Source organism: Streptomyces sp. NPDC054765, from assembly GCF_053612065.1.
Window position 1 is genome coordinate 48,578 of sequence record NZ_JBSHBP010000037.1, and the last position, 18,993, is coordinate 67,570.

The window sequence follows — 18,993 nt, forward strand, 5'->3', positions numbered from 1 at the left end:
GCATTCGCCTGCCGGGTGACGGGGCCGTCCCCCTCGGAGAGGAGATAGCACGGCTTTCCCTCCGGGCTTGACCAGGGAAGCAGGCGTGGACGCGCAGGAGGCGTCATGGCGACTCCAGTTCTCTAGAGAAGTTGGATCGCTACTCATTGAAGCGAAGTGAGCGCGTAGCGTCAATTGCTTCTCTGGAGAAGTCGGGTTCCGGGGGAGGCGCCGTTGCACTCGAACAGATCTCTAGGATGTCTGGAGATCGCCAGGAGGGAAGCGTCGCCATGGCCGCACAGGAGGGCTCGTCGCCCAAGTACCGCAGGATCGCTGACGCGCTGAAGCAGGCGATCGCGGCAGGGGAGTTCCGGCCTGGTGACCGGCTGCCCGGAGAGAATGACCTGATGGACCGGCACGGAGTGGCCCGGATGACGGCACGTCAGGCCCTCGGCGTTCTCACCTCCGAGGGGCTCGCCGAGGCCCGCAAGGGCGCCGGTGTGTTCGTGCGGGACTTCCAGCCGATCCGGCGCCGCGGTGTTCCGCGTCTGGCTCGGGAGCAGTGGGGTCAAGGGCGGTCGGTTTGGGCGGCCGACGTCGCCGAGCGCGATCTGGTGGTGGATACAGTCACTGTCGACGAGGAGCAGGCATCCGGCGACGTCGCGGCGTGGTTGGGCATCGCACCCGGAGACGCCGTCACCGTCCGGCGCCGCCGGTTCGTGCTCGACGGCAAGCCGGTGCTCCTCTCCACCTCCTACCTCCCCGCCGCCCTTGTCGCGGGCTCGGCGATCACGCAGCCGGACACCGGGGCCGGTGGGACGTACGCCCGCCTCGCGGAGCTGGGCGCGGCTCCCGCCCGTTTCCGGGAAGAGGTGCGCTCGCGCATGCCGGCGTCGGAGGAGGCCGACCGGCTGAGCCTCCCGGCGGGCACGCCCGTTCTTCTCATCAGCCGCACGGCCATGACCGCGGACGGTCACACGGTAGAGGCCAACGAGATGATCCTCGACTCGTCGGCCTACGTGCTGGAGTACGACTTCGACGCCTGAGCCCTCACGCCGCGCGGGTGCTCACGCCGCCCGTCGCGCCGCGTACTCCGGGATTTCGGCCATCGGCGGGCGCTCCTCGGTGTCCACGTCCGTGGTGCGGGGGACGAAGCCCTGCTCGCCGCGGTCGAACTGGGTGAGCCGGGGCCGCACCAAGTGGCCGCGGGTCAGGCGTAGTTGGGCGGTGCGGTAGATCGCGGCGGCCATCCGGCCCAGGGCCTGGCCGTCCTGATGGCGGTGTTTGCGGACGCCGACGTCCACCTGGGCCAGCGCGTCGAGGCCGACGGTGTGCAGGGCGTCGACGAGCAGGCCGAGCTCGACGCCGTAGCCGACGGGGAAGGGGAGCTGCTCCAGCAGGGAGCGGCGGGCCGCGTACTCGCCGCCCAGGGGCTGGACGAAGCCGGCCAGCTGCGGCCAGTGGAGATTGAGGAGGGGGCGGGCCACCAGCTCCGTCACCCGGCCGCCCTGGCCGGCCCCGGAGCCCTCGGCGCCGGTCTCCAGGGGACGGTCGTACATCGCCTTCACGAACTGGAGGTCCGGGTCGGTCAGCAGCGGGCCGACGATCCCGGAGACGAAGGCGGCGTCGAATTCGCGCAGGTCGGCGTCGATGAAGCAGATGATGTCGCCGGTGGTGGCCAGGAGGGAACGCCACAGCACCTCGCCCTTGCCGGGGAGGGCGGGCAGCCGCGGCAGGACGGTGTCGCGGTGCACGACCCGGGCGCCGGCCGCCGACGCGACCTCGGCGGTGCGGTCGGTGGAGCCGGAGTCCAGCACCACCAGCTCGTCCACCAGCGGCGCCGCGTCCGTCATCAGGGCGTCACGGATCGTCGTCACGATGGCGCCGACGGTGGCCTCCTCGTCGAGCGCCGGCAGTACGACGCTGACCGTACGGCCCGTCTGGCGCTTGGCCTCCAGCAGCTGTCCCAGTGGGCGGTCCGCGGCCGACCAGGAGCGGCCGCTCAGCCAGCGCTGCACCTCTTCCAGCACGTCTACGACTCCTCGGTCGCCGCCGGATCGGCGGCCTTGTGATCCATCTCGCGGTTCGGACGACTATCTCAACCGTCAGTGCAGTCGGTTACAGTCTTGAACAACGCGGATGGCCGTCGCATGTCGGGGTCGCCGCGCCATAAACGCCTGGGTCGAGGCCCAGCGCCATACCGCTCATCCAGAGGGGCAGAGGGATACGGCCCGTTGAAGCCCCGGCAACCCTCCAGCCGGTCTTGCCGCAAGGACGCTGACGTCCCGCGCGCGAGGCTCCCGGCTAGGGAAGGTGCCAAATCCGTCTCGTGACGAGGTGCGTCGCGAGGAAGATGAGGAGAAAGGGCCTCGCCTCCATGGCTGTGCAAGTCACCGAAAACACCCCCACCGTCGCTCTGGGTCCCGCCGCCGCGCTGTCGTGCCGCGAGTGCGGACAGCGATTCCCGCTCGGCCCGATCTTCGCGTGCCAGGAATGTTTCGGGCCGCTCGAAGTCGCCTACGACCTGCCGAGTGGCGACCCCGAGGGCCTGCGGAAGCAGATCGAGGCCGGTCCGGACAACATCTGGCGCTACGCCCCGCTGCTGCCCGTCCCCGCCGACGTGGCCGACAAGCCCAACCTCAACCCCGGCTGCACCAAGCTCGTCAAGGCCGACCGGCTCGCCGCCGAGCTGGGCGTCACCGGCGGGCTGTACGTCAAGGACGACTCCGGCAACCCGACGCACTCCTTCAAGGACCGCGTCGTGGCGATCGCCGTCGAGGCCGCCCGCGCCTTCGGCTTCACCACCTTGTCCTGTTCCTCCACCGGCAACCTCGCCGGTGCGGTCGGCGCCGCGGCCCGCCGCGCCGGTTTCCAGTCCTGCGTGTTCATCCCGCACGACCTGGAGGCCGGCAAGGTCGTCATGGCCGCGGTCTACGGCGGCGACCTGGTCGGCATCGAGGGCAACTACGACGACGTCAACCGCTTCTGCTCGGAGCTCATCGGCGACCCGCTGGGCGAGGGCTGGGGCTTCGTCAACGTCAATCTGCGTCCGTACTACGGCGAGGGTTCCAAGACCCTCGCGTACGAGATCTGCGAGCAGCTGGGCTGGCGGGTCCCGGACCAGATCGTCATCCCGGTCGCGTCCGGCTCGCAGCTGACGAAGATCGACAAGGGGCTCAAGGAGCTGATCGCCCTCGGCCTGGTCGAGGACCGGCCGTACAAGATCTTCGGCGCCCAGGCGGAGGGCTGCTCGCCGGTCTCCACGGCCTTCAAGGCCGGGCACGACGTGGTGCGCCCGCAGAAGCCGAAGACCATCGCCAAGTCGCTGGCGATCGGCAACCCCGCCGACGGTCCGTATGTCCTCGACATCGCCCGGCGTACCGGTGGCGCGGTCGAGGACGTCAACGACGAGCAGGTCGTCGACGCGATCAAGCTGCTGGCCCGGACGGAAGGGGTCTTCGCGGAGACCGCGGGCGGGGTGACCGTCGGCGTGACCAGGAAGCTCATCGAGGAGGGCCTCCTCGACCCGTCCCTGACCACCGTCGTCCTCAACACCGGTGACGGCCTCAAGACCCTGGACGCGGTCGCGCCGACCTCCGGCCCCACGGCCACGATCCGTCCCGACCTGGAGGCGTTCCGCGCGGCCGGCCTGGCCCGCTGAGGCCGCCGGCCCGTCCCCGGACGAGGCCGCGCCGCAGGCCCCCGAACTCGTAGTCCGCACCACCGGAAGGCAGAACCATGAGCGTCAAGGTCCGCATCCCCACCATCCTCCGCACCTACACCGGCGGCCAGGCCGAGGTCCCCGCCGAGGGCGCGACCCTCTCCGAGGTGATCGCCGACCTGGAGCAGAACCACCAGGGCATCGCGGCCCGGGTGCTGGACGACGCCGGCAAGCTGCGCCGCTTCGTGAATGTGTACGTCAATGACGACGATGTGCGCTTCGAGCAGGGCCTGGAGACGCCGACCCCGGACGGCGCGGGCGTCTCGATCATTCCCGCGGTGGCCGGCGGCTGCTGATTTTCCGCCATCTCTTCTCCTGCTTGACTGGAATTGCCCCGTCCGCCAGAAAGCGGACGGGGCAATTCCATGTTGTGAAAGGAGATACCATTGGGGTGATCCCCCTCCGCATATCGCCCCGCGTGTGCCGAACGCATATGAGACCGCGATCAGTTGTGCCCAAAGTGTGTGCAGCTTTTGTCGCTTAGGTGCGCTATGCCCGGCCCGACTTGCCCTGGAGAACCGGGATTTCGCCGCATATTGCCGATTCTCCGGCCTCAGAATTCTCGTCCGATTGACCTGTTGCGCTGGGCATCTGTGCAGATACATTCAGCGGCGGTCGACGCGTTCCGGCGCACACCCCACGGGCCTTTCGCGGGGTGAGGTCTGACCCGGGTCCGCGGAGTGCGGTCCTGCGCAAGGGCCAGTAATAGGGGAGTTAGGCATGGCTCAGGGCACCGTCAAGTGGTTCAACGCGGAGAAGGGGTACGGCTTCATCGCGGTCGACGGTGGTGCGGATGTTTTCGTCCACTACAGCGCGATCCAGATGGACGGCTACCGCACCCTTGAGGAGGGTCAGCGAGTCGAGTTCGAGATCTCGCAGGGCCAGAAGGGGCCGCAGGCGGACATGGTCCGGATGGCCGGCTGAGGCGCCGACCAACTGCTGCGTAGAGGAGGCCCGCGCCCCGTAGGGGGTGCGGGCCTTCTGCTGTCCGCCGCCGGCGGACGGCGGGCCGGCTCCTGGGCACGCCGGGGGGCCGGCCGACTCCCCGGCATACCTGTGCTCACCCGTCACTCGGTCACCACTCCTCTTGGCGGCTTCTTCGAAGCCGCCTTGCACTCAAGGGGTGCGAGTGCTAATCATTGCGTTAGCACTCTCCCAGTGAGAGTGACAAAGAAGGACCGGGTCGGTGAGGCCCGTAGGCCGGGTGGGGCAAGGAACCACGCAGGTCTGCAGGCCGTCCGTCGCGGGCGCCAGCGCGGTCCGGAGCAATCCTTCCCCAAGCTCTCAACTGCGTTCGAGCAGGGGAGACCCCATTAGTCCGGGAGGACCACTTCACATGGCCAAGATCATCGCGTTCGACGAGGAGGCACGGCGCGGTCTCGAGCGCGGGATGAACCAGCTCGCCGACGCCGTCAAGGTCACCCTCGGCCCCAAGGGCCGTAACGTCGTCCTCGAGAAGAAGTGGGGCGCCCCCACGATCACCAACGATGGCGTGTCCATCGCCAAGGAGATCGAGCTCGAGGACCCGTACGAGAAGATCGGCGCCGAGCTGGTCAAGGAGGTCGCGAAGAAGACGGACGACGTCGCCGGTGACGGCACGACGACCGCGACCGTCCTGGCCCAGGCGCTGGTCCGCGAGGGCCTGCGCAACGTAGCCGCCGGCGCCAACCCGATGGCCCTCAAGCGCGGCATCGAGCGCGCCGTCGAGGCCGTCTCCGCCGCCCTGCTGGAGCAGGCCAAGGACGTGGAGACCAAGGAGCAGATCGCTTCGACCGCCTCCATCTCCGCTGCTGACACCCAGATCGGCGAGCTCATCGCCGAGGCCATGGACAAGGTCGGCAAGGAAGGCGTCATCACCGTCGAGGAGTCCCAGACCTTCGGTCTGGAGCTGGAGCTCACCGAGGGTATGCGCTTCGACAAGGGCTACATCTCGGCGTACTTCGCCACCGACATGGAGCGTATGGAGGCGTCGCTCGACGACCCGTACATCCTCATCGTCAACTCCAAGATCGGCAGCGTGAAGGACCTGCTGCCGCTCCTGGAGAAGGTCATGCAGTCCGGCAAGCCGCTGCTGATCATCGCCGAGGACGTCGAGGGCGAGGCCCTGTCGACCCTGGTCGTCAACAAGATCCGTGGCACCTTCAAGTCCGTCGCCGTCAAGGCCCCGGGCTTCGGTGACCGCCGCAAGGCCATGCTCGGCGACATCGCCATCCTCACCGGTGGCACCGTCATCTCCGAGGAGGTCGGCCTCAAGCTGGAGAACGCCGGTCTCGAACTGCTCGGCCGCGCCCGCAAGGTCGTCATCACCAAGGACGAGACCACCATCGTCGACGGTGCCGGCGACAGCGAGCAGGTCCAGGGCCGGGTCAACCAGATCCGCGCCGAGATCGAGAACAGCGACTCGGACTACGACCGCGAGAAGCTCCAGGAGCGTCTGGCGAAGCTGGCCGGCGGCGTGGCCGTCATCAAGGCCGGTGCCGCCACCGAGGTCGAGCTCAAGGAGCGCAAGCACCGCATCGAGGACGCCGTTCGCAACGCGAAGGCGGCCGTCGAGGAGGGCATCGTCGCCGGCGGTGGCGTCGCCCTGCTCCAGGCTTCCTCGGTCTTCGAGAAGCTCGACCTGGACGGCGACGAGGCCACCGGTGCCAACGCTGTGAAGCTGGCCCTGGAGGCCCCGCTGAAGCAGATCTCCGTCAACGGCGGCCTTGAGGGCGGCGTTGTGGTGGAGAAGGTGCGCAACCTGCCCGTGGGTCACGGCCTCAACGCCGCGACCGGCGACTACGTCGACATGATCGCCGAGGGCATCATCGACCCGGCGAAGGTCACGCGCTCCGCGCTGCAGAACGCCGCCTCCATCGCGGCGCTGTTCCTCACCACCGAGGCCGTCATCGCCGACAAGCCGGAGAAGGCCGGCGCGGCGGGCGCTCCGGGCGGCATGCCGGGCGGTGACATGGACTTCTGATCCCCCGCGGATCAGACACCGGTCCTCCCGGACCGCACGTCCAGACGTACGTCGGGGCGGCACCCTCCTCCCAGGGGGTGCCGCCCCGGCGGCGTTTTCGCGGGGACCACCCCGCGCTACCCGGCGGGCCGCTGCCGGCGGCGGACGATGAGGCAGCCCGCGAGGCACAGTGCCCCCGCCACGGACAGCAGCACGGCGCCGCAGAGGGTGGCCGGTGCGGGCGGGGTGTCGTGGTCGAGGGTGCTTTCGAAGACGGCGTGGATCACCAAAACATTGCCGTGCGTCGCGGGCAGCGGCGGGTACGGGGGCGGTGTCTCGCCCCACAGGATCAGTGCCGCCCCGCCGGCGGCCAGTACGAGAGCCGTGAGAGCCACGATCAGCCGGGCGCGCCAGGGGCGGCGTAATCGGATCAGCATGGCGCCGACACTACTGACCGCCGTGTCACGGGAGGGCGGGATCACGGTCGGTCGTGCGGTCGGCGAGGGCCGTGCGGAGGGGGGCCGGTGGCCGTGCGGCCGCGCGCAGGCGCTCCACGCGGGCACGGACGTGGGCGGCGGTCCGCTCCGCCGGACGACTCCGGCGGTCCGGTGGGGCCACGCCCCGGCACGGGCCGCAGACCCCTCCGGGGAGTGCCTCGGGCCGGCCGGGGGCGCGGCAGACGGTGCACTCCATGATCCGGAGGGCTCCGGCAGAGGGTCCTTGGGCCGGGCCCGGACCGGCGGCCGCTGTTTCGGGCCCGGTCCAAGGCCCCTCGGGCGGCATCTTGGCGAGCAGCCGGGAGCGGGCGAGGCGGCCGGGGTGGTGGATGTGCGGAGGCAGCCCCGCGACCAGCGCGTGCACCAGCTGGTCGCGGGTGGCGCCGCGCGCGAACCACTCCTCGGCGAACGCTTCGAGGGACGCGCAGTCGGCAGCGGACAGCGTCATACGGGGCTCGGCGCGGCCGAGGGCGGCGAGGGCGGCGTAGCCGGGGGACTGCGGTTGACGGGCACGGGTGAGGGTGCGGACGTGCGGGTCCCGTGGGCGCGGTGGTCCGGCGGCGGGAGGCGGGGCGTGACGGTCGCCGCGGCCATCGTCGCCATCGCGGCCATCGCGGCCATCGCGGCCGTCGTCGTCGGTCAGCGGGACGTTCCCGGCGCATAGGGCCATCCACCAGGAGTCGTCCCGGGCCGTACGCGAGAAGTACGTGCGCGTCACCCAGAGCGGACTGCCGCCGTCACTCGTGTGTGTCTCGGCGACCCGCCGCAGATGACCGGCCTCCGAGAGGCAGCGGAGCGCGGTCCGCAGGGCGCACTGCCCGTAGTCCGGCAACACCTTGGCCAGCGTCTTCACGGAGATATCGGCACCCTCGGGCAGCCGGTCGAGGTAGGTGGCGATGGATGCCTCGCGACGGGGGAGATGTACGAAGTCACCGGGGCGGGACGCCCGCTGGTCGGGCGCGGCGCGTTTGCCGTAGCCGGGGCGGGCGGAGGGGTGGTCGCCGTGGGGGAGTGCGGGGGCGCACGGGGCGGCGTTAAAGTTGTCGCTAGCCATGAGATCGTCGCGCTTTCGATCTTGGTGGTCAGACCCCGGTCGGTGTTGGTAGCACCTGCCGGGGTTGTTTGTTGCTGCGCACGCTAGACCGGCGCGGCATGGTGTCGCAAGCCGGTCACGGAATGTCATCCACGCTGGTGTGGGCGGGAGTTGGCGGAACCGGGGGAGGGCGGGTGGGTTACTTCCGTCCACCCGTTCCTTGGAAAGAGGGCTCGGGGTCCGCGGCTTGAGCCCCGGACCCCGAGTGTCGTCAGGCGCCCTACAGGGAGCTCGACTTGATGCCCTCGATGAACGCCGCCCAGGCCGGTGCCCGGAACGCGAGCGCCGGGCCGTCCGGGTCCTTGGAGTCACGGACGGGCACGATGCCGGGGTGGTCGTCGGAGACTTCCAGGCAGTCGCCGCCGTCGCCGCCGCTGTGGGTGGACTTCCGCCAGGTGGCGACTTCGAGGCAGTTGCCGCCGCTGCCGCCGCTATAGCTGGACTTGTGCCACGTGGCGATTTCGAGGCAGTTGCCACCCTCGCCGCCGCTATAGCTGGACTTGCGCCAGATGGCGGTGCTCAGGTCGTACTCAGGGCTGATCATCATGCGCGTAATCCTCCGCCACTGATTCGATCAGGGCCAGGGAATCTTGGGGTGACAGTGCGCTGGCCCCGAGCAGATCGTAAGTCAGGTTGTGGCGGGCGACAGTCGCTGGGTCGTCCTCCAACTTGCTTGCGTTCAGTACTTCGAGGTGGGCGAGCGTGGGCGCGTCCTCAAAGCTCATCAACTTGAGCGCGCCATTCAACGACGCATGGGCACCTGCTGAGAATGGCAACACCTGCAAGACGACTCGATGCTTCCGGACCAACTCCGCCACATGCCACAGCGCCTCCGCCATCACCTCCGGGCCGCCGGTCCTGCGGCGCAGTACAGCCTCGTCCAGCACCACCCACAACAACGGAGTCGTTGGATGGTCGAGAAGGCGTGCGCGTTCGAGTCGTGCCGTGACCGTTTCCTCGATCACGTCCTCCGGCGCCGTCGGCTGGTAAGCGCGGCAAACTGCCCACGCGTACGCCCTCGTCTGCAGCAGTCCTGGAATCAGCTGCGGCGCGTACTCCCTGATCGCCGTGGCAATGGCTTCCGCCTCCGCCGCCTCCGCGAAGTGATCCGGGTACTTGGACTTCTTCGCGGCCGTGCAGTTGCGGACGAAGTAGCCGTCCGTCCTGAGGATCTCGTCCATCTTGACGGCGTAATCCATCTGCATCCGCCGTGTCCCTGCCTCCAGCTGGCCGATGAACGAGCCGCTGACGAAGAGGGGGCCGCCGAGTTCTTCCTGGGTGAGTCCCGCCTCCTCACGTTTGTGTCGTAACTCGGCCCCGAGCATGGCGCGGGGTGACGAAGACGGGTCGAGGGGCTTGGGTCCGGGCATCGCAGCAACTCCCTGTTACACACGATCGGTTGTTGGGTCTGCGTCTCTATGCAGGCTAGACCTGTAACCGCCACGCTGTGTGCACAACGAGAACACTCAGCGTGGAAGGTGATGAAGAGAAATGTTGACGGCGCGTGATCAGGTACGGCAGGCCGAGGTTGTCATGGTGGAACTACAGACCGCACTGAGGGCAGTGGGGATCACCCTGCCCTCCCTCTGCGTCGACCCGGTGTCGTGCGCGAGCAGTGTCATGGCGCCACTGATCGAGCTGGGGCGCTGCAATTTGGACACCGCTCAGCGCCTCGCCGACGTACTGGCGGAGTACGCCAAGACCGCCGCTCCCGGACACGGCGCGGAGGAGCGGCAGCCGTGATTCCGGCCCTCGGCAGCTATGCGGTGGACGGGCGGGACGGGCGCGTCGGGCGGGTCGTGGGCTGCGAGGGACCGTTGATGCAGCTCCGGCCGCCAGGCGGCGGCCGTCCGTGGGACTGTCCGCCGCACTTACTCGCCGCCGCCCCGCCGTCCGCCGTACTGGCGGCCCGCGTCAGAGAACGGAACTGGGAGAGCCGGATGCCGTGACCGGGAGCGTTCTTCCTCCGCCCAGCTCATCCCGCATCCCGCATCCCGCATCCCGGTCGCCGTAGCGGGCTGGGCTTTCCGTTGGCGGGCAGATGGGGGTGAGCGGCCGGCCGGGCTGAGGGTTTCCGCGGGCTGGAAGCGGGCCGTTCGCGGACATCGGCGTCGCTCTCACGACGCAGTCTGCGCCTGGGAGCCTTTCAGTGATGCGACGTAGGCTCCGACGGTGCGCCCGGCGGCCAGGAACGGTTCGGCGGAGTGCAGTCCGCGGGCGAGGAGGAACGCTCCTTCGATCGCGGTCAGTACGGCGAAGATGACGGTGCGGGAATCGGTGTCCGACAGCCCCCGCGTGGCGAGGTACCGGCTGCCCTCGTCGACCCACGTTCCCATCACCTCCGCGGCAACTTCTCGCAGCGCGGGCTCGGTGTCGGCGATCTCGCCGGTGACGGTGCCGACGGGGCACATGTTCGCCCAGCCCGTGTTCTGCATGTCCTCGGCAGCTGCGCCGAAAAACGCCTCAATGCCGAGCGCGAGATCGTCGTGAGGGGTGAGCAGCAACGGCAGCAACTGAAGGTACGCGGCTCCGCTCTGTCGGAGCGCGGCGGCCGCGACCTCGCGCTTGCCCCCCTTGAAGTGGTGATAGATGGAGCCGGTGGGGGCACCGGCCGCGCGGGCGAGTTGGTTGATGCTCGTGGCGGAGTATCCCTGCTTACGCAACAACTCCGCCATCGCCAGCGCGATCCGCTCGTCGGTTCTCATGCTTCCATGCTAGAACGGTCTCTCTAGAGAGACCGTTCTAGCGGGAGGCGCCGTGCGGAGCATCGAAGTACCGGCTGGTGTCATCGAATACGACGTGGCCGGATCGGGGACACCGGTCGTCGTCCTCCTCCATGGACTGCTGATGGACCACACGGTGTGGGACCGCGTACTGCCGCTGCTGCCGCCGGGGTTCACGTATCTACGCCCGGTCCTGCCGCTCGGAGCCCACCGGCGGCCGATGAAGCCCGACGCCGACCTCACGTTGCGCGGACAGGTCCGTCTGGTCGCCGACTTGCTGGAGGCGCTCGGCCTGAATGCCGTCACCCTGGTACACACCGACTGGGGCGGGGCGCTTTTTCTCACCGCCCACGGCTGGGACCAGCGCATCGCCCGGCAAGTGATCCTCCCGTGCGAGGCGTTCGACAACTTCCCGCCCGGCTTGCCCGGCAAGATGGTGTCCCTCGCCGCCCGAATGCCCGGCGGATTCCAGTTCGCCGCTCGCCAACTGCGCATCGGCCCGCTGCGCCGGCTGCCGATGCTGTTCGGGCAGATGGCTCGGCGTCCCGTGCCGGATGACCTCATCCGCCGCTGGACCGAGCCCCTCTTGAACGATCCCGGCATCCGACGTGATCTGCGCGCATACTGCCGCGGACCGTTCCACAAGGAGGAACTCGTCCGCGACACCGAGGCGTTGCGCCGGTTCACCGGGAAGGCGCTCGTCCTGTGGTCACCCGGCAACCGCGTGATGCCCCCCGAGCACGGTCGCCGTCTGGCGCAGCTGCTGCCGGCAGGCAGGTACGCCGAGGTGCCGGACGCATACGTGCTGTCGATGCTGGACGAGCCCGAGGCCGTTGCATGTCACATCGGCCGCTTCCTCACCTCGCCTTGAACGTGCTGCTCATCCGGCCGAGCCTCCTGCCTGCCCGGTGGTCAAGGTCGCACGGCCTCTCCTTCGGTATCACGTACGAGGAACGGGGACGGGGACGGTTGCCGGGTCGGTTTCCGCTGCTTCGGGGTCTGCGTTGCCCTGCGGGTCTGTGTTGAGTTCCGCCCGCATCTGCTTGCTGAAGCCGAAGAAGTAGGTGGCGAGGAAGCCGGTGAGGTAGCCGACGGTCAGGCCCAGGGCGTAGACGACGAGGGTCGTGGTGAGGTTCTGGTTGCCCTTGACCAGGGGGAACAGGGCCCAGCCGGAGGGGCCGATGGCGGTGGAGCCGACGGAATCGCCCAGTTGGTTGAAGAGGCCGACGAAGCCGCCGCCGCAGGCGCCGCCGATGCAGGCGGTGATGAAGGGGCGGCCGAGGGGCAGCGAGACGCCGTAGATCAGGGGTTCGCCGACACCCAGGAAGCCCGCGGGGAGGGCGGACTTGATGGTCGTACGGATCGAGCGGTTGCGGGGGAGGCGGAGGTAGACGGCGATGGCGGCGCCGACCTGGCCTGCTCCTGCCATCGCGAGGATCGGGAGCAGGACCGTATAGCCCTGCTGCTCGATGAGGGTGGTGTGGAGGGGGATGAGGGCCTGGTGCAGGCCCAGCATCACGAGGGGGAGGAAGAGGCCGCCCAGGATGAGGCCGGCGAACGCGCCGCCGTGGGCCAGCAGCCAGGTGGCGAAGGTGCCGATGGCGGTGGAGACCTCGCCCGCGACGAACATCAGGCCGAAGATCGTGGCCAGGCCCGTGAGCAGGACGGTCAGGGTGGGGGTGAGGAGCACGTCCAGCGCCTCGGGGACCGTTTTGCGGCACCACTTCTCCACCTGGACGGCGAGCAGGGCCGCGGCCAGTGCGCCGAGTACCCCGCCTTGGCCCGGCGCGAGCCTCTGGCCGAAGGCGCTGATGTGGGCGACGCCGGGGAAGACGATGATCGCGGCGACCGCGCCGCCGAGGATCGGTGTGCCGCCGAACTCCTTGGCGGTGTTGTAGCCGACGAAGACGGCGATGAGGGACATGAAGCCGGAGGCGATGGCGGCCAGCGCCGGGACGGCGGACGGCAGCCAGCCGAGGTTGGTCAGCAGGCCGTTGATCCCGGCGACGATGCCGCAGCCGATCAGGGCCGGGATCAGCGGGACGAAGATATGGGCGATCCGGCGGAGTAACAGCTTCACCGGGGTGGCGTTCCTGGACTTCTGCCGGGCCTTGAGGGCGGCGCCCTGGGCGGCCAGTTCCTCGGCGGTGGTGGGTGTGGGGTCCGGCGCGGAGGGTGGTGCGGTGGCCCGGGGGCCGGTGGTCGGCGCGAGGGCCTCTGGTTCCTGGGGTGGTTCCGTGGCGCGGGCCCGCTCGGCCAGGCGTTCGAACTCGGGGGTGACCCGGGCGACCGCCCCGGGACCCAGCACGATCTGGTACGTGTCGTCCTCGACCACGCCCATGACGGCCGGGAGCGCCTTCAGGGCTTCGTCCTGGACCAGGGAACGGTCCTGGATGCCGAGGCGGAGCCGGGTCATGCAGTGGGCGATGGAGGTGAGGTTCCGGGCGCCGCCGACGAGAGGGAGGATCGCGGCGGCGGTGGCGCGGTTCTTGTCTTCGGGCATATGCGGTGCCTTGCTGTGGAGACGAACCAGGGAGGCCAGAGGAGGGGAGGGGACGGCAGGGGAGGCCAGGGGAAGGGAGGGGGCTGGTGGGCGGCGTGGGGTGGAGTCCGGTCCGGGGTGGCGGGTGCGCGGTCGTGCGGTCTCAGAGGGGCTTGGCGGCCTGGAGGGCTGTGCGCAGATGGCCGTCGGCGGCTTCCAGGAGGCGGGCGGCGGTGGGGCCGTCGACTCCGCCGAGGAGGGTGAGGATGGCGTTCTTCACCTCGCCGTTGGTGCTGCTGAGGGCGGTCTCGATCTCCAGATCGGTGGCGCCGGTGGCGAGCGCGACGATACGGCGCGAGCGGGCCCGCAGCTTTTCGTTGGAGGCGCGGACGTCGACCATCAGATTCCCGTAGGTCTTGCCCAGGCGGATCATGGTGATGGTCGAGAGCATGTTGAGCACCAGCTTTTGGGCGGTGCCCGCCTTGAGCCGGGTGGAGCCGGTCAGCAGCTCGGGGCCGACCACGATTTCGATGCCGTGCTCGGCGGCCGCGGCCAGTGCCGAATCGGTGTTGCAGGACAGGCCGATGGTCAGGGCGCCCAGGTCACGGGCGTATTCGACGGCCCCGATCGCGTAGGGCGTGCGGCCGGAGGCGGAGATGCCGACGACGGTGTCGATGTCGGTCAGGCCGATCCCGGTCAGATCCTCGATGGCGAACTTCTTGCTGTCCTCGGCGCCCTCGACGGCGGTCACCATCGCGGACGGGCCGCCCGCGATCAGCCCGAGGACCTCGGACGGGTCGGTGTTGAAGGTCGGCGGGCATTCGCTGGCGTCCAGCACCCCGAGGCGGCCGGCCGTACCGGCGCCTGCGTAGATCAGCCGGCCGCCGCGGGCCATCCGCGCGGCGGTGGCGTCGATGGCGGCGGCGATCTCCGGAAGCCGCTGGGCGACGGCGGCGGGGACGGTGGCGTCCTCGTTGTTCATCGTGCGGGCGATGTCCAGGGTGGAGCGGCGGTCGATATCGGCGAGTTCGGGCCGGAACGCCTCGGTGGTGAGGCTGTCCAACTGGGCGCGCAGATGGGCGTAGTCGGCGGGGGAGGTCATGGCGTGACGGCTCTTTTCGGGTCGGGCTCGTGGGGGGCCGTTGCTTTTCGGCTGCCTCGCCGGGGCGCCGCTGCGCCCACCCGTGCCGTCCTGACGGCACGGGCCCACAACGGCGGGGCAGCGAGGTCAGCGCTGGTTGTTGCGTGGTGAGTGGCGGTGGGCGAGGGCCTCGTAGGAGGCGGAGAGCGCGGGGGCCGCGGTCTCGTACGTACGCTGCGCAACGCCTATGAACAGGCAGTCCACGACCAGTAGCTGGCTCGTCCTGGACGACATCGCGGCCGGGCGCAGCTCGCTCTCGCGGGCCGTGGACGTGGTCAGGATGTAGTCGGCGTAGGAGGCGATCTCGCCGTCCGGGCGGCCGGTGATGGCGATCGTCGTCGCGCCGTGGTCGAAGGCCACCCGCAGTGGCTCTATGACATCGGTGGTCCGCCCGGAGTGCGTGATCGCGAGGGCGACGTCGCCGGTCCGCATCTGCACCGCGTTCGTCACGGCCAGATGGGGGTCGGCGTGCGCATGCGCGATCAGGCCGATGCGCAGCAGCTTCTGGGCGAGGTCCTGGCCGACGAGATGGGAGGCCCCGATGCCGTACACATCGATGCGGCGGGCCCCGGCGAGCGCGGCGACGGCGGCCTCGAGCTGGGTGACGTCCAGCGCCGCGGCCGTGTCGGCCAGGCACTGCTGTTCTTCCTGCGCCAGCTTGGCGACGACGTCGACGAGGGAGTCGTCGACCGCTATGTCGGCGGTCACCGCGGGCGCGCCGCCGGCCGCCTGTTGTGCGGCGAGCGCGGCGAGGGCGAGGCGCAGATCGCGATAGCCGGGATACCCGAGCAGCCGGGACGTACGCACGACGGTGGCTTCGCTGGTGCCGGTGCGCTCCGCGAGGCCGGTGACGGTGAGGGCGGCACAGCCGGCCGGGTCGCTCGCGACGGCCTCGGCGACCCGCTGCATGGAGCGGGTCATCGTCGGGGCGAGGGTGCGGACCTTGGCGGTCAGTGCGGCGGGGGCGGGTGGGGCCGGGGCCGGTCGGGTCTCGACGGCCACGTCCTTGAAAGTTTCCTTCACGTTACTGCTCACGCTTGAAAAGTAATTTCATCGACGCCCCGCGTCAATACCCTCTGTGAGTGCTGTGGACAGAGCGCGTGCTCCGCCGCGGGCTGTGGACAACGCCGAGGGCCGGTGGGTGGCCGGGGGACAATGGGGGGCATGGAGCTGGAACAGGCATTGCATGCCGCGCGGGCGCTGGTGCTCGCCGACCTGATGGCGGACGAGGTGGCCGACGCCGACATCGTCTCGCTCGTGGAGGACGCGGTCGTCCACCGCCGGTGGTGGGTGGAGCAATGGCCTGAAGGCGCGGAATTCGTCGCAGGACTGATAGCGCAGGACGTCCAGGACGCCCTTCTGGACCGGTACGGCCGCTGGCCGCTGTGCCCTGTGTGCACGGAGTCGGGCGATCCCCATGCGCTTGATGTAGAACCGGAGTTGGGGCCCGATCCGCATTGGGTCTGCCCCAAGACGGCGGTGGCGGTGGCCCGGGTCGGGCGGCTGGGCACTCCTGTGGAGGGCTGAGGAGGTTGCTGGTGCGGCGGGCTGACGTGGCGACCCGGCCGGAGGGCTGACGTGGCGATCTACATCGATCCGCCCACGTGGCCCGGACACGGCCGGATGTGGTCGCATCTGGTCAGTGACCGTTCCTTCGACGAACTGCATGCCTTCGCGGCAGGGATCGGCGCGCCCCGGCGGGCGTTCGAGCGCGACCATTACGACCTGCCGGCGGAGCGGTACGGCGACGCGGTGCGTGCCGGGGCCGTGCAGGTCGGCAGCAAGGAACTGCTGCGCCGGCTGACGGCCGCGGGTCTGCGCCGGCCCAAGAACCGGCCGGCGCCGCGGGTGTGAAGCCGTCGGGTGCGGACCTCTGGTAGGAGGTGCCCGCGGGCTTCCGGGCTTCCGGGCTTCCGGGCTTCCGGGCTTCCGGGCTTCCGGACCTTCGGGTCTCCGGGCTTCCGCGCGGGTCTTCGGGCCTCCACGTCTCCGGGCCTCCGGGTCTTCGGGCCTCCGGTCTTGCGTTGCCTCGCTTCGGTCGTTGCCCTCGCTTCGGCAGTGGGCTCGCGGCACCCCGTACGGCCCGCCGCGGCGCGTCGGAGCGGCGGCACGATGACGTGTCACCGCACGATGGGCCTGACCGTGCCGTACCGAAAGGGGACAGCCATGTCAGCCAGCGCACCGGGCCGGGAGCCGGCCACCGATCTTGACCCGAACTACAGCAGTGAGGGCGCCACGGTAACCGGATGGCCCGCGGCCGTAGGCGGTATGACCGAGGCGGAGATCTTCTGGCTCACCACCGTCCGCCCCGACGGCCGCCCGCATGTCACCCCGCTGCTCGCCGTCTGGTCGGACGACGCCCTCCACTTCTGCACCGGCCCCGGCGAACGCAAGGCCAAGAACCTCAGAAGCAGCCCCCACTGCGTGCTGACGACCTCGACGGCCGGAGGCAATGACCTGCACGCGGGGCTCGATGTCGTCGTCGAGGGCGATGCGGTGCAGGTCAGCGACGAGCCGACGCTGCGCCGGCTGGCCGGTCTGTACATCGAGAAGTACGGCAGCGACTGGCACTTCGACGTTCGTGACGGCGCGTTCCACGGGCAGGGCGGCCGGGCCGAGGTCTTCCGGGTCGAGCCCGTCACGGCCTTTGGTTTCGGGCGCGGGGAGACGTACAGCCAGACACGGTGGAGGTTCGACGGCGGGGTGTGACGGGGGCTTCGCCGGGGGCCTGGCCTTTGCCGTCCTGCGGTGCGCCCCGTCTCTCCCTCTCCCGGTATCTCCCGGTAGCTCCCTTCCCCGTGCCCCGGTGCTCCCTCCCGTGCGGGGCGTAGCCCCGTCCCCCCTCCCGCTCAGGCCTCCCGCTCAGGCCTCCCGCTCAGTGCCGTCCCGTTGCCATTGGGGCTTTGCGGTCTTCGTTGCCCCTGTTGTCCGTGTCGCCTGTGTTGCCAACGGCTTCTCCGTTGCCCCGTATGGCGCCGGTGTGCGGGGAGTGGCGGTCGACGAGGCGACCAGCCGGGAGTGACTCGTCGCGCGGTGCAGCCGGAAGGCGAGGGCAGTGGTGATGACGGCACCCGCTGCCAGCGCGGCGCCGGTCCAGGCCACGGACGGGTAGCCCCAGCCGGCGCCGATGGTCAGCCCGCCGAGCCAGGGGCCGAGGGTGTTGCCGATGTTGAAGGCTGCGGTGGTGGTGGCGCCGGCCAGCGTCGGCGCGGCGTTCGCCACGTTGAACATCCTGACGTTGAGGGCCGGAGCGGTGGTGAACGCGGTCACCCCGAGCAGCAGGGAGAGCGCGATGGCGGCGACCGGACTGTGCGCGGTCAGCGCCAGGACGGCCAGTACGAGCGTGGAGGCGGTGATGCCGCCGAAGAGCGTCCCGAAGAGGCGCGCGTCGGCGATCCGGCCGCCGATGAACGTACCGATCAGCGCGCCGACGCCGAAGAGCGCGAGCACCGTCGGTACCCAGCTCTCGGCGAGGCCGGCGGTGTCGGTGAGCAGCGGCGAGAGGTACGAGAAGAGCGCGAAGACCGCGGCGCCATTCAGGGCCGTGGCGGTCAGCGCCAGCCAGACCTGCTTGTCCTTGTAGATGGTCAGCTCGCGGCGCAGCTGCGGGCGGTCGTCGCCGGTGGGCACGGCCGTCCGCGGCACCAGCGCGACCACGCCGATCAGGCCGATCGCGGCCAGGCCGGCCACGGCCCAGAAGGCGGCGCGCCACCCGGCGTGCTGGCCGAGCAGTGCGCCGGCCGGGACGCCCGCGATATTGGCGATGCTCAGGCCGCCGACCATCACGGCCATTGCGCGGGCCCGTGCGGTCACCGGCACCAGGGAGACGGCGACCGCCGCGCCGACCGCCCAGAAGCCGGCACAGGCCAGTGCGCTCACGACGCGTGAGGCGAACAGCACGCCGTAGGACGGGGCCAGGGCGCCGGCCGCCTGGCCCAGACCGAAGACGGCGAGCAGCGCGATCAGGGTCGTCCGGCGGGGGAGGCGGAGCGTCGCGGCGGCGAGCACCGGTGCGCCGACCACCATGCCGATCGCGAACGCGGAGACGAGGAGTCCGGCCTGCGGAATGGAGACCTGCAGGTCGCGGGCGAGCGGCTGGAGGATGCCGGAGAGCATGAACTCGGACGTGCCGAGAGCGAAGACGGCCAGGCCGAGGACGTACACGGCTATGGGCAGGCGGGCGCGGTCGGGCGGTGCTGGCATGTCAGCTACTAACAGCGGTAGGACGGCTTACATTCCCGGGCCTGCCGGGTCTGCCGGGTCTGCCGGGCCTGCCGGCCTCACGTCGCGTACGAGACCCATGCCCGGCCCCGGACCCGGCCCTGGTCCCGGCCCCCGGCCCTGCCCCCGGATCCTGCCCAGATCCTCACCGAGCCCGAGGGCGACCGGTGAACGGCGACCGGTGAACGGCGACCG

Annotated in this window: 21 protein-coding genes and 1 riboswitch; of the genes, 11 read left to right on the forward strand and 10 right to left on the reverse strand. The window is 70.2% G+C overall.

The genetic code is table 11. The features are described 5' to 3' along the window. Window positions 1-269 precede the first annotated feature (269 nt). Entirely contained in the window at window positions 270-1,025 is a 756-nt protein-coding gene (locus ACWGJY_RS22860) for a GntR family transcriptional regulator (protein WP_453262671.1), read from the forward strand. 21 nt (window positions 1,026-1,046) lie between these two features. Here the strand turns inward: ACWGJY_RS22860 and ACWGJY_RS22865 are convergent, their stop codons facing one another. Then, window positions 1,047-2,009, reverse strand: a complete 963-nt coding sequence (locus ACWGJY_RS22865; RefSeq protein WP_453262672.1) for a glucosyl-3-phosphoglycerate synthase — start codon at window positions 2,007-2,009, stop codon at window positions 1,047-1,049. A 171-nt stretch (window positions 2,010-2,180) separates the two neighbouring features. Next, window positions 2,181-2,339, forward strand: a riboswitch (SAM riboswitch). Between the two features lie 17 nt (window positions 2,340-2,356). On the opposite strand from ACWGJY_RS22865, the gene thrC reads away from it, so the two are divergent. The 4 genes from thrC (at window position 2,357) to groL (ending at window position 6,662) form a co-directional block, all read left to right on the forward strand. Beyond that, entirely contained in the window at window positions 2,357-3,640 is a 1,284-nt protein-coding gene (thrC, locus tag ACWGJY_RS22870) for a threonine synthase (protein ID WP_453262673.1), read from the forward strand. A 77-nt stretch (window positions 3,641-3,717) separates the two neighbouring features. Beyond that, entirely contained in the window at window positions 3,718-3,996 is a 279-nt protein-coding gene (locus ACWGJY_RS22875; RefSeq protein ID WP_453262674.1) for a MoaD/ThiS family protein, read from the forward strand. Window positions 3,997-4,420: 424 nt separating this feature from the next. After that, window positions 4,421-4,624 (forward strand): cold-shock protein, encoded by a 204-nt coding sequence (locus tag ACWGJY_RS22880; protein WP_052859305.1) that lies wholly within the window; start codon window positions 4,421-4,423, stop codon window positions 4,622-4,624. 412 nt (window positions 4,625-5,036) lie between these two features. Continuing rightward, window positions 5,037-6,662: a chaperonin GroEL gene (gene groL, locus ACWGJY_RS22885; RefSeq protein WP_453262675.1), complete on the forward strand. Its 1,626-nt coding sequence runs from the start codon at window positions 5,037-5,039 to the stop codon at window positions 6,660-6,662. A gap of 116 nt (window positions 6,663-6,778) precedes the next feature. On the opposite strand, the gene ACWGJY_RS22890 is transcribed toward groL, so the two are convergent. From ACWGJY_RS22890 to ACWGJY_RS22905, 4 genes are all read right to left on the reverse strand, one after another. Beyond that, window positions 6,779-7,078 (reverse strand): hypothetical protein, encoded by a 300-nt coding sequence (locus ACWGJY_RS22890; RefSeq protein WP_453262676.1) that lies wholly within the window; start codon window positions 7,076-7,078, stop codon window positions 6,779-6,781. A 25-nt stretch (window positions 7,079-7,103) separates the two neighbouring features. Continuing rightward, window positions 7,104-8,192: a hypothetical protein gene (locus tag ACWGJY_RS22895; protein ID WP_453262677.1), complete on the reverse strand. Its 1,089-nt coding sequence runs from the start codon at window positions 8,190-8,192 to the stop codon at window positions 7,104-7,106. 259 nt (window positions 8,193-8,451) lie between these two features. Further along, complete coding sequence (locus ACWGJY_RS22900; protein ID WP_453262678.1) at window positions 8,452-8,778, reverse strand: DUF397 domain-containing protein; 327 nt, start codon at window positions 8,776-8,778, stop codon at window positions 8,452-8,454. Further along, on the reverse strand, window positions 8,762-9,601 hold the full coding sequence (locus ACWGJY_RS22905; RefSeq protein WP_453262679.1) for a helix-turn-helix domain-containing protein: 840 nt from the start codon (window positions 9,599-9,601) through the stop codon (window positions 8,762-8,764). Before ACWGJY_RS22905 ends, ACWGJY_RS22900 begins: the two co-directional genes overlap by 17 nt. Before the next feature lie 121 nt (window positions 9,602-9,722). Here ACWGJY_RS22905 and ACWGJY_RS22910 point away from each other — a divergent pair, with 121 nt between their 5' ends. Then, window positions 9,723-9,974: a hypothetical protein gene (locus ACWGJY_RS22910; RefSeq protein ID WP_453262680.1), complete on the forward strand. Its 252-nt coding sequence runs from the start codon at window positions 9,723-9,725 to the stop codon at window positions 9,972-9,974. Next, window positions 9,971-10,180 carry a hypothetical protein gene (locus ACWGJY_RS22915; protein ID WP_453262681.1) on the forward strand — a complete coding sequence of 70 codons (210 nt, stop codon included), beginning with the start codon at window positions 9,971-9,973 and terminating at the stop codon, window positions 10,178-10,180. The genes ACWGJY_RS22910 and ACWGJY_RS22915 overlap by 4 nt, the downstream gene beginning before the upstream one ends. Window positions 10,181-10,348: 168 nt before the next feature. On the opposite strand, the gene ACWGJY_RS22920 is transcribed toward ACWGJY_RS22915, so the two are convergent. Beyond that, window positions 10,349-10,936 (reverse strand): TetR/AcrR family transcriptional regulator, encoded by a 588-nt coding sequence (locus ACWGJY_RS22920; protein WP_453262682.1) that lies wholly within the window; start codon window positions 10,934-10,936, stop codon window positions 10,349-10,351. Window positions 10,937-10,988: 52 nt separating this feature from the next. On the opposite strand from ACWGJY_RS22920, the gene ACWGJY_RS22925 reads away from it, so the two are divergent. Continuing rightward, the gene (locus ACWGJY_RS22925) at window positions 10,989-11,825 is read left to right on the forward strand and encodes an alpha/beta fold hydrolase (protein ID WP_453262683.1); all 837 of its coding nucleotides are present in this window, start codon (window positions 10,989-10,991) and stop codon (window positions 11,823-11,825) included. Between the two features lie 69 nt (window positions 11,826-11,894). Here ACWGJY_RS22925 and ACWGJY_RS22930 read toward each other — a convergent pair whose 3' ends face one another. The 3 genes from ACWGJY_RS22930 to ACWGJY_RS22940 all read right to left on the reverse strand — a co-directional run bounded on the left by ACWGJY_RS22930 (window position 11,895) and on the right by ACWGJY_RS22940 (window position 15,612). After that, complete coding sequence (locus ACWGJY_RS22930) at window positions 11,895-13,457, reverse strand: PTS transporter subunit EIIC (protein WP_453262684.1); 1,563 nt, start codon at window positions 13,455-13,457, stop codon at window positions 11,895-11,897. A gap of 142 nt (window positions 13,458-13,599) precedes the next feature. Further along, window positions 13,600-14,538: an N-acetylmuramic acid 6-phosphate etherase gene (murQ, locus tag ACWGJY_RS22935; RefSeq protein ID WP_453262685.1), complete on the reverse strand. Its 939-nt coding sequence runs from the start codon at window positions 14,536-14,538 to the stop codon at window positions 13,600-13,602. A 126-nt stretch (window positions 14,539-14,664) separates the two neighbouring features. Then, window positions 14,665-15,612, reverse strand: coding sequence for a MurR/RpiR family transcriptional regulator (locus ACWGJY_RS22940; RefSeq protein ID WP_453262686.1), 948 nt, complete (start codon window positions 15,610-15,612; stop codon window positions 14,665-14,667). 129 nt (window positions 15,613-15,741) lie between these two features. Between ACWGJY_RS22940 and ACWGJY_RS22945 the strand changes: the two genes are divergently transcribed. The 3 genes from ACWGJY_RS22945 to ACWGJY_RS22955 all read left to right on the forward strand — a co-directional run bounded on the left by ACWGJY_RS22945 (window position 15,742) and on the right by ACWGJY_RS22955 (window position 17,286). Further along, complete coding sequence (locus tag ACWGJY_RS22945; protein WP_453262687.1) at window positions 15,742-16,104, forward strand: hypothetical protein; 363 nt, start codon at window positions 15,742-15,744, stop codon at window positions 16,102-16,104. 51 nt (window positions 16,105-16,155) lie between these two features. Beyond that, window positions 16,156-16,431, forward strand: coding sequence for a DUF4031 domain-containing protein (locus tag ACWGJY_RS22950; RefSeq protein WP_453262688.1), 276 nt, complete (start codon window positions 16,156-16,158; stop codon window positions 16,429-16,431). Between the two features lie 312 nt (window positions 16,432-16,743). Beyond that, complete coding sequence (locus ACWGJY_RS22955) at window positions 16,744-17,286, forward strand: pyridoxamine 5'-phosphate oxidase family protein (RefSeq protein ID WP_453262689.1); 543 nt, start codon at window positions 16,744-16,746, stop codon at window positions 17,284-17,286. A gap of 153 nt (window positions 17,287-17,439) precedes the next feature. Here the strand turns inward: ACWGJY_RS22955 and ACWGJY_RS22960 are convergent, their stop codons facing one another. Further along, window positions 17,440-18,780: a Cmx/CmrA family chloramphenicol efflux MFS transporter gene (locus ACWGJY_RS22960; protein ID WP_453262690.1), complete on the reverse strand. Its 1,341-nt coding sequence runs from the start codon at window positions 18,778-18,780 to the stop codon at window positions 17,440-17,442. Window positions 18,781-18,993: the final 213 nt, after the last annotated feature.

What these genes read in the sequence shown, in the direction of transcription:
- ACWGJY_RS22890 (WP_453262676.1), bottom strand. Translation starts at nt 7,078, where the DNA reads ATGCTGATCCGATTACGCCGCCCCTGGCGCGCCCGGCTGATCGTGGCT.
- ACWGJY_RS22930 (WP_453262684.1), bottom strand. Translation starts at nt 13,457, where the DNA reads ATGCCCGAAGACAAGAACCGCGCCACCGCCGCCGCGATCCTCCCTCTC.
- ACWGJY_RS22960 (WP_453262690.1), bottom strand. Translation starts at nt 18,780, where the DNA reads ATGCCAGCACCGCCCGACCGCGCCCGCCTGCCCATAGCCGTGTACGTC.
- ACWGJY_RS22895 (WP_453262677.1), bottom strand. Translation starts at nt 8,192, where the DNA reads ATGGCTAGCGACAACTTTAACGCCGCCCCGTGCGCCCCCGCACTCCCC.
- ACWGJY_RS22955 (WP_453262689.1), top strand. Translation starts at nt 16,744, where the DNA reads ATGTCAGCCAGCGCACCGGGCCGGGAGCCGGCCACCGATCTTGACCCG.
- murQ (WP_453262685.1), bottom strand. Translation starts at nt 14,538, where the DNA reads ATGACCTCCCCCGCCGACTACGCCCATCTGCGCGCCCAGTTGGACAGC.
- ACWGJY_RS22920 (WP_453262682.1), bottom strand. Translation starts at nt 10,936, where the DNA reads ATGAGAACCGACGAGCGGATCGCGCTGGCGATGGCGGAGTTGTTGCGT.
- thrC (WP_453262673.1), top strand. Translation starts at nt 2,357, where the DNA reads ATGGCTGTGCAAGTCACCGAAAACACCCCCACCGTCGCTCTGGGTCCC.
- ACWGJY_RS22900 (WP_453262678.1), bottom strand. Translation starts at nt 8,778, where the DNA reads ATGATGATCAGCCCTGAGTACGACCTGAGCACCGCCATCTGGCGCAAG.
- ACWGJY_RS22860 (WP_453262671.1), top strand. Translation starts at nt 270, where the DNA reads ATGGCCGCACAGGAGGGCTCGTCGCCCAAGTACCGCAGGATCGCTGAC.
- ACWGJY_RS22875 (WP_453262674.1), top strand. Translation starts at nt 3,718, where the DNA reads ATGAGCGTCAAGGTCCGCATCCCCACCATCCTCCGCACCTACACCGGC.
- ACWGJY_RS22880 (WP_052859305.1), top strand. Translation starts at nt 4,421, where the DNA reads ATGGCTCAGGGCACCGTCAAGTGGTTCAACGCGGAGAAGGGGTACGGC.
- groL (WP_453262675.1), top strand. Translation starts at nt 5,037, where the DNA reads ATGGCCAAGATCATCGCGTTCGACGAGGAGGCACGGCGCGGTCTCGAG.
- ACWGJY_RS22945 (WP_453262687.1), top strand. Translation starts at nt 15,742, where the DNA reads ATGGAGCTGGAACAGGCATTGCATGCCGCGCGGGCGCTGGTGCTCGCC.
- ACWGJY_RS22905 (WP_453262679.1), bottom strand. Translation starts at nt 9,601, where the DNA reads ATGCCCGGACCCAAGCCCCTCGACCCGTCTTCGTCACCCCGCGCCATG.
- ACWGJY_RS22910 (WP_453262680.1), top strand. Translation starts at nt 9,723, where the DNA reads ATGTTGACGGCGCGTGATCAGGTACGGCAGGCCGAGGTTGTCATGGTG.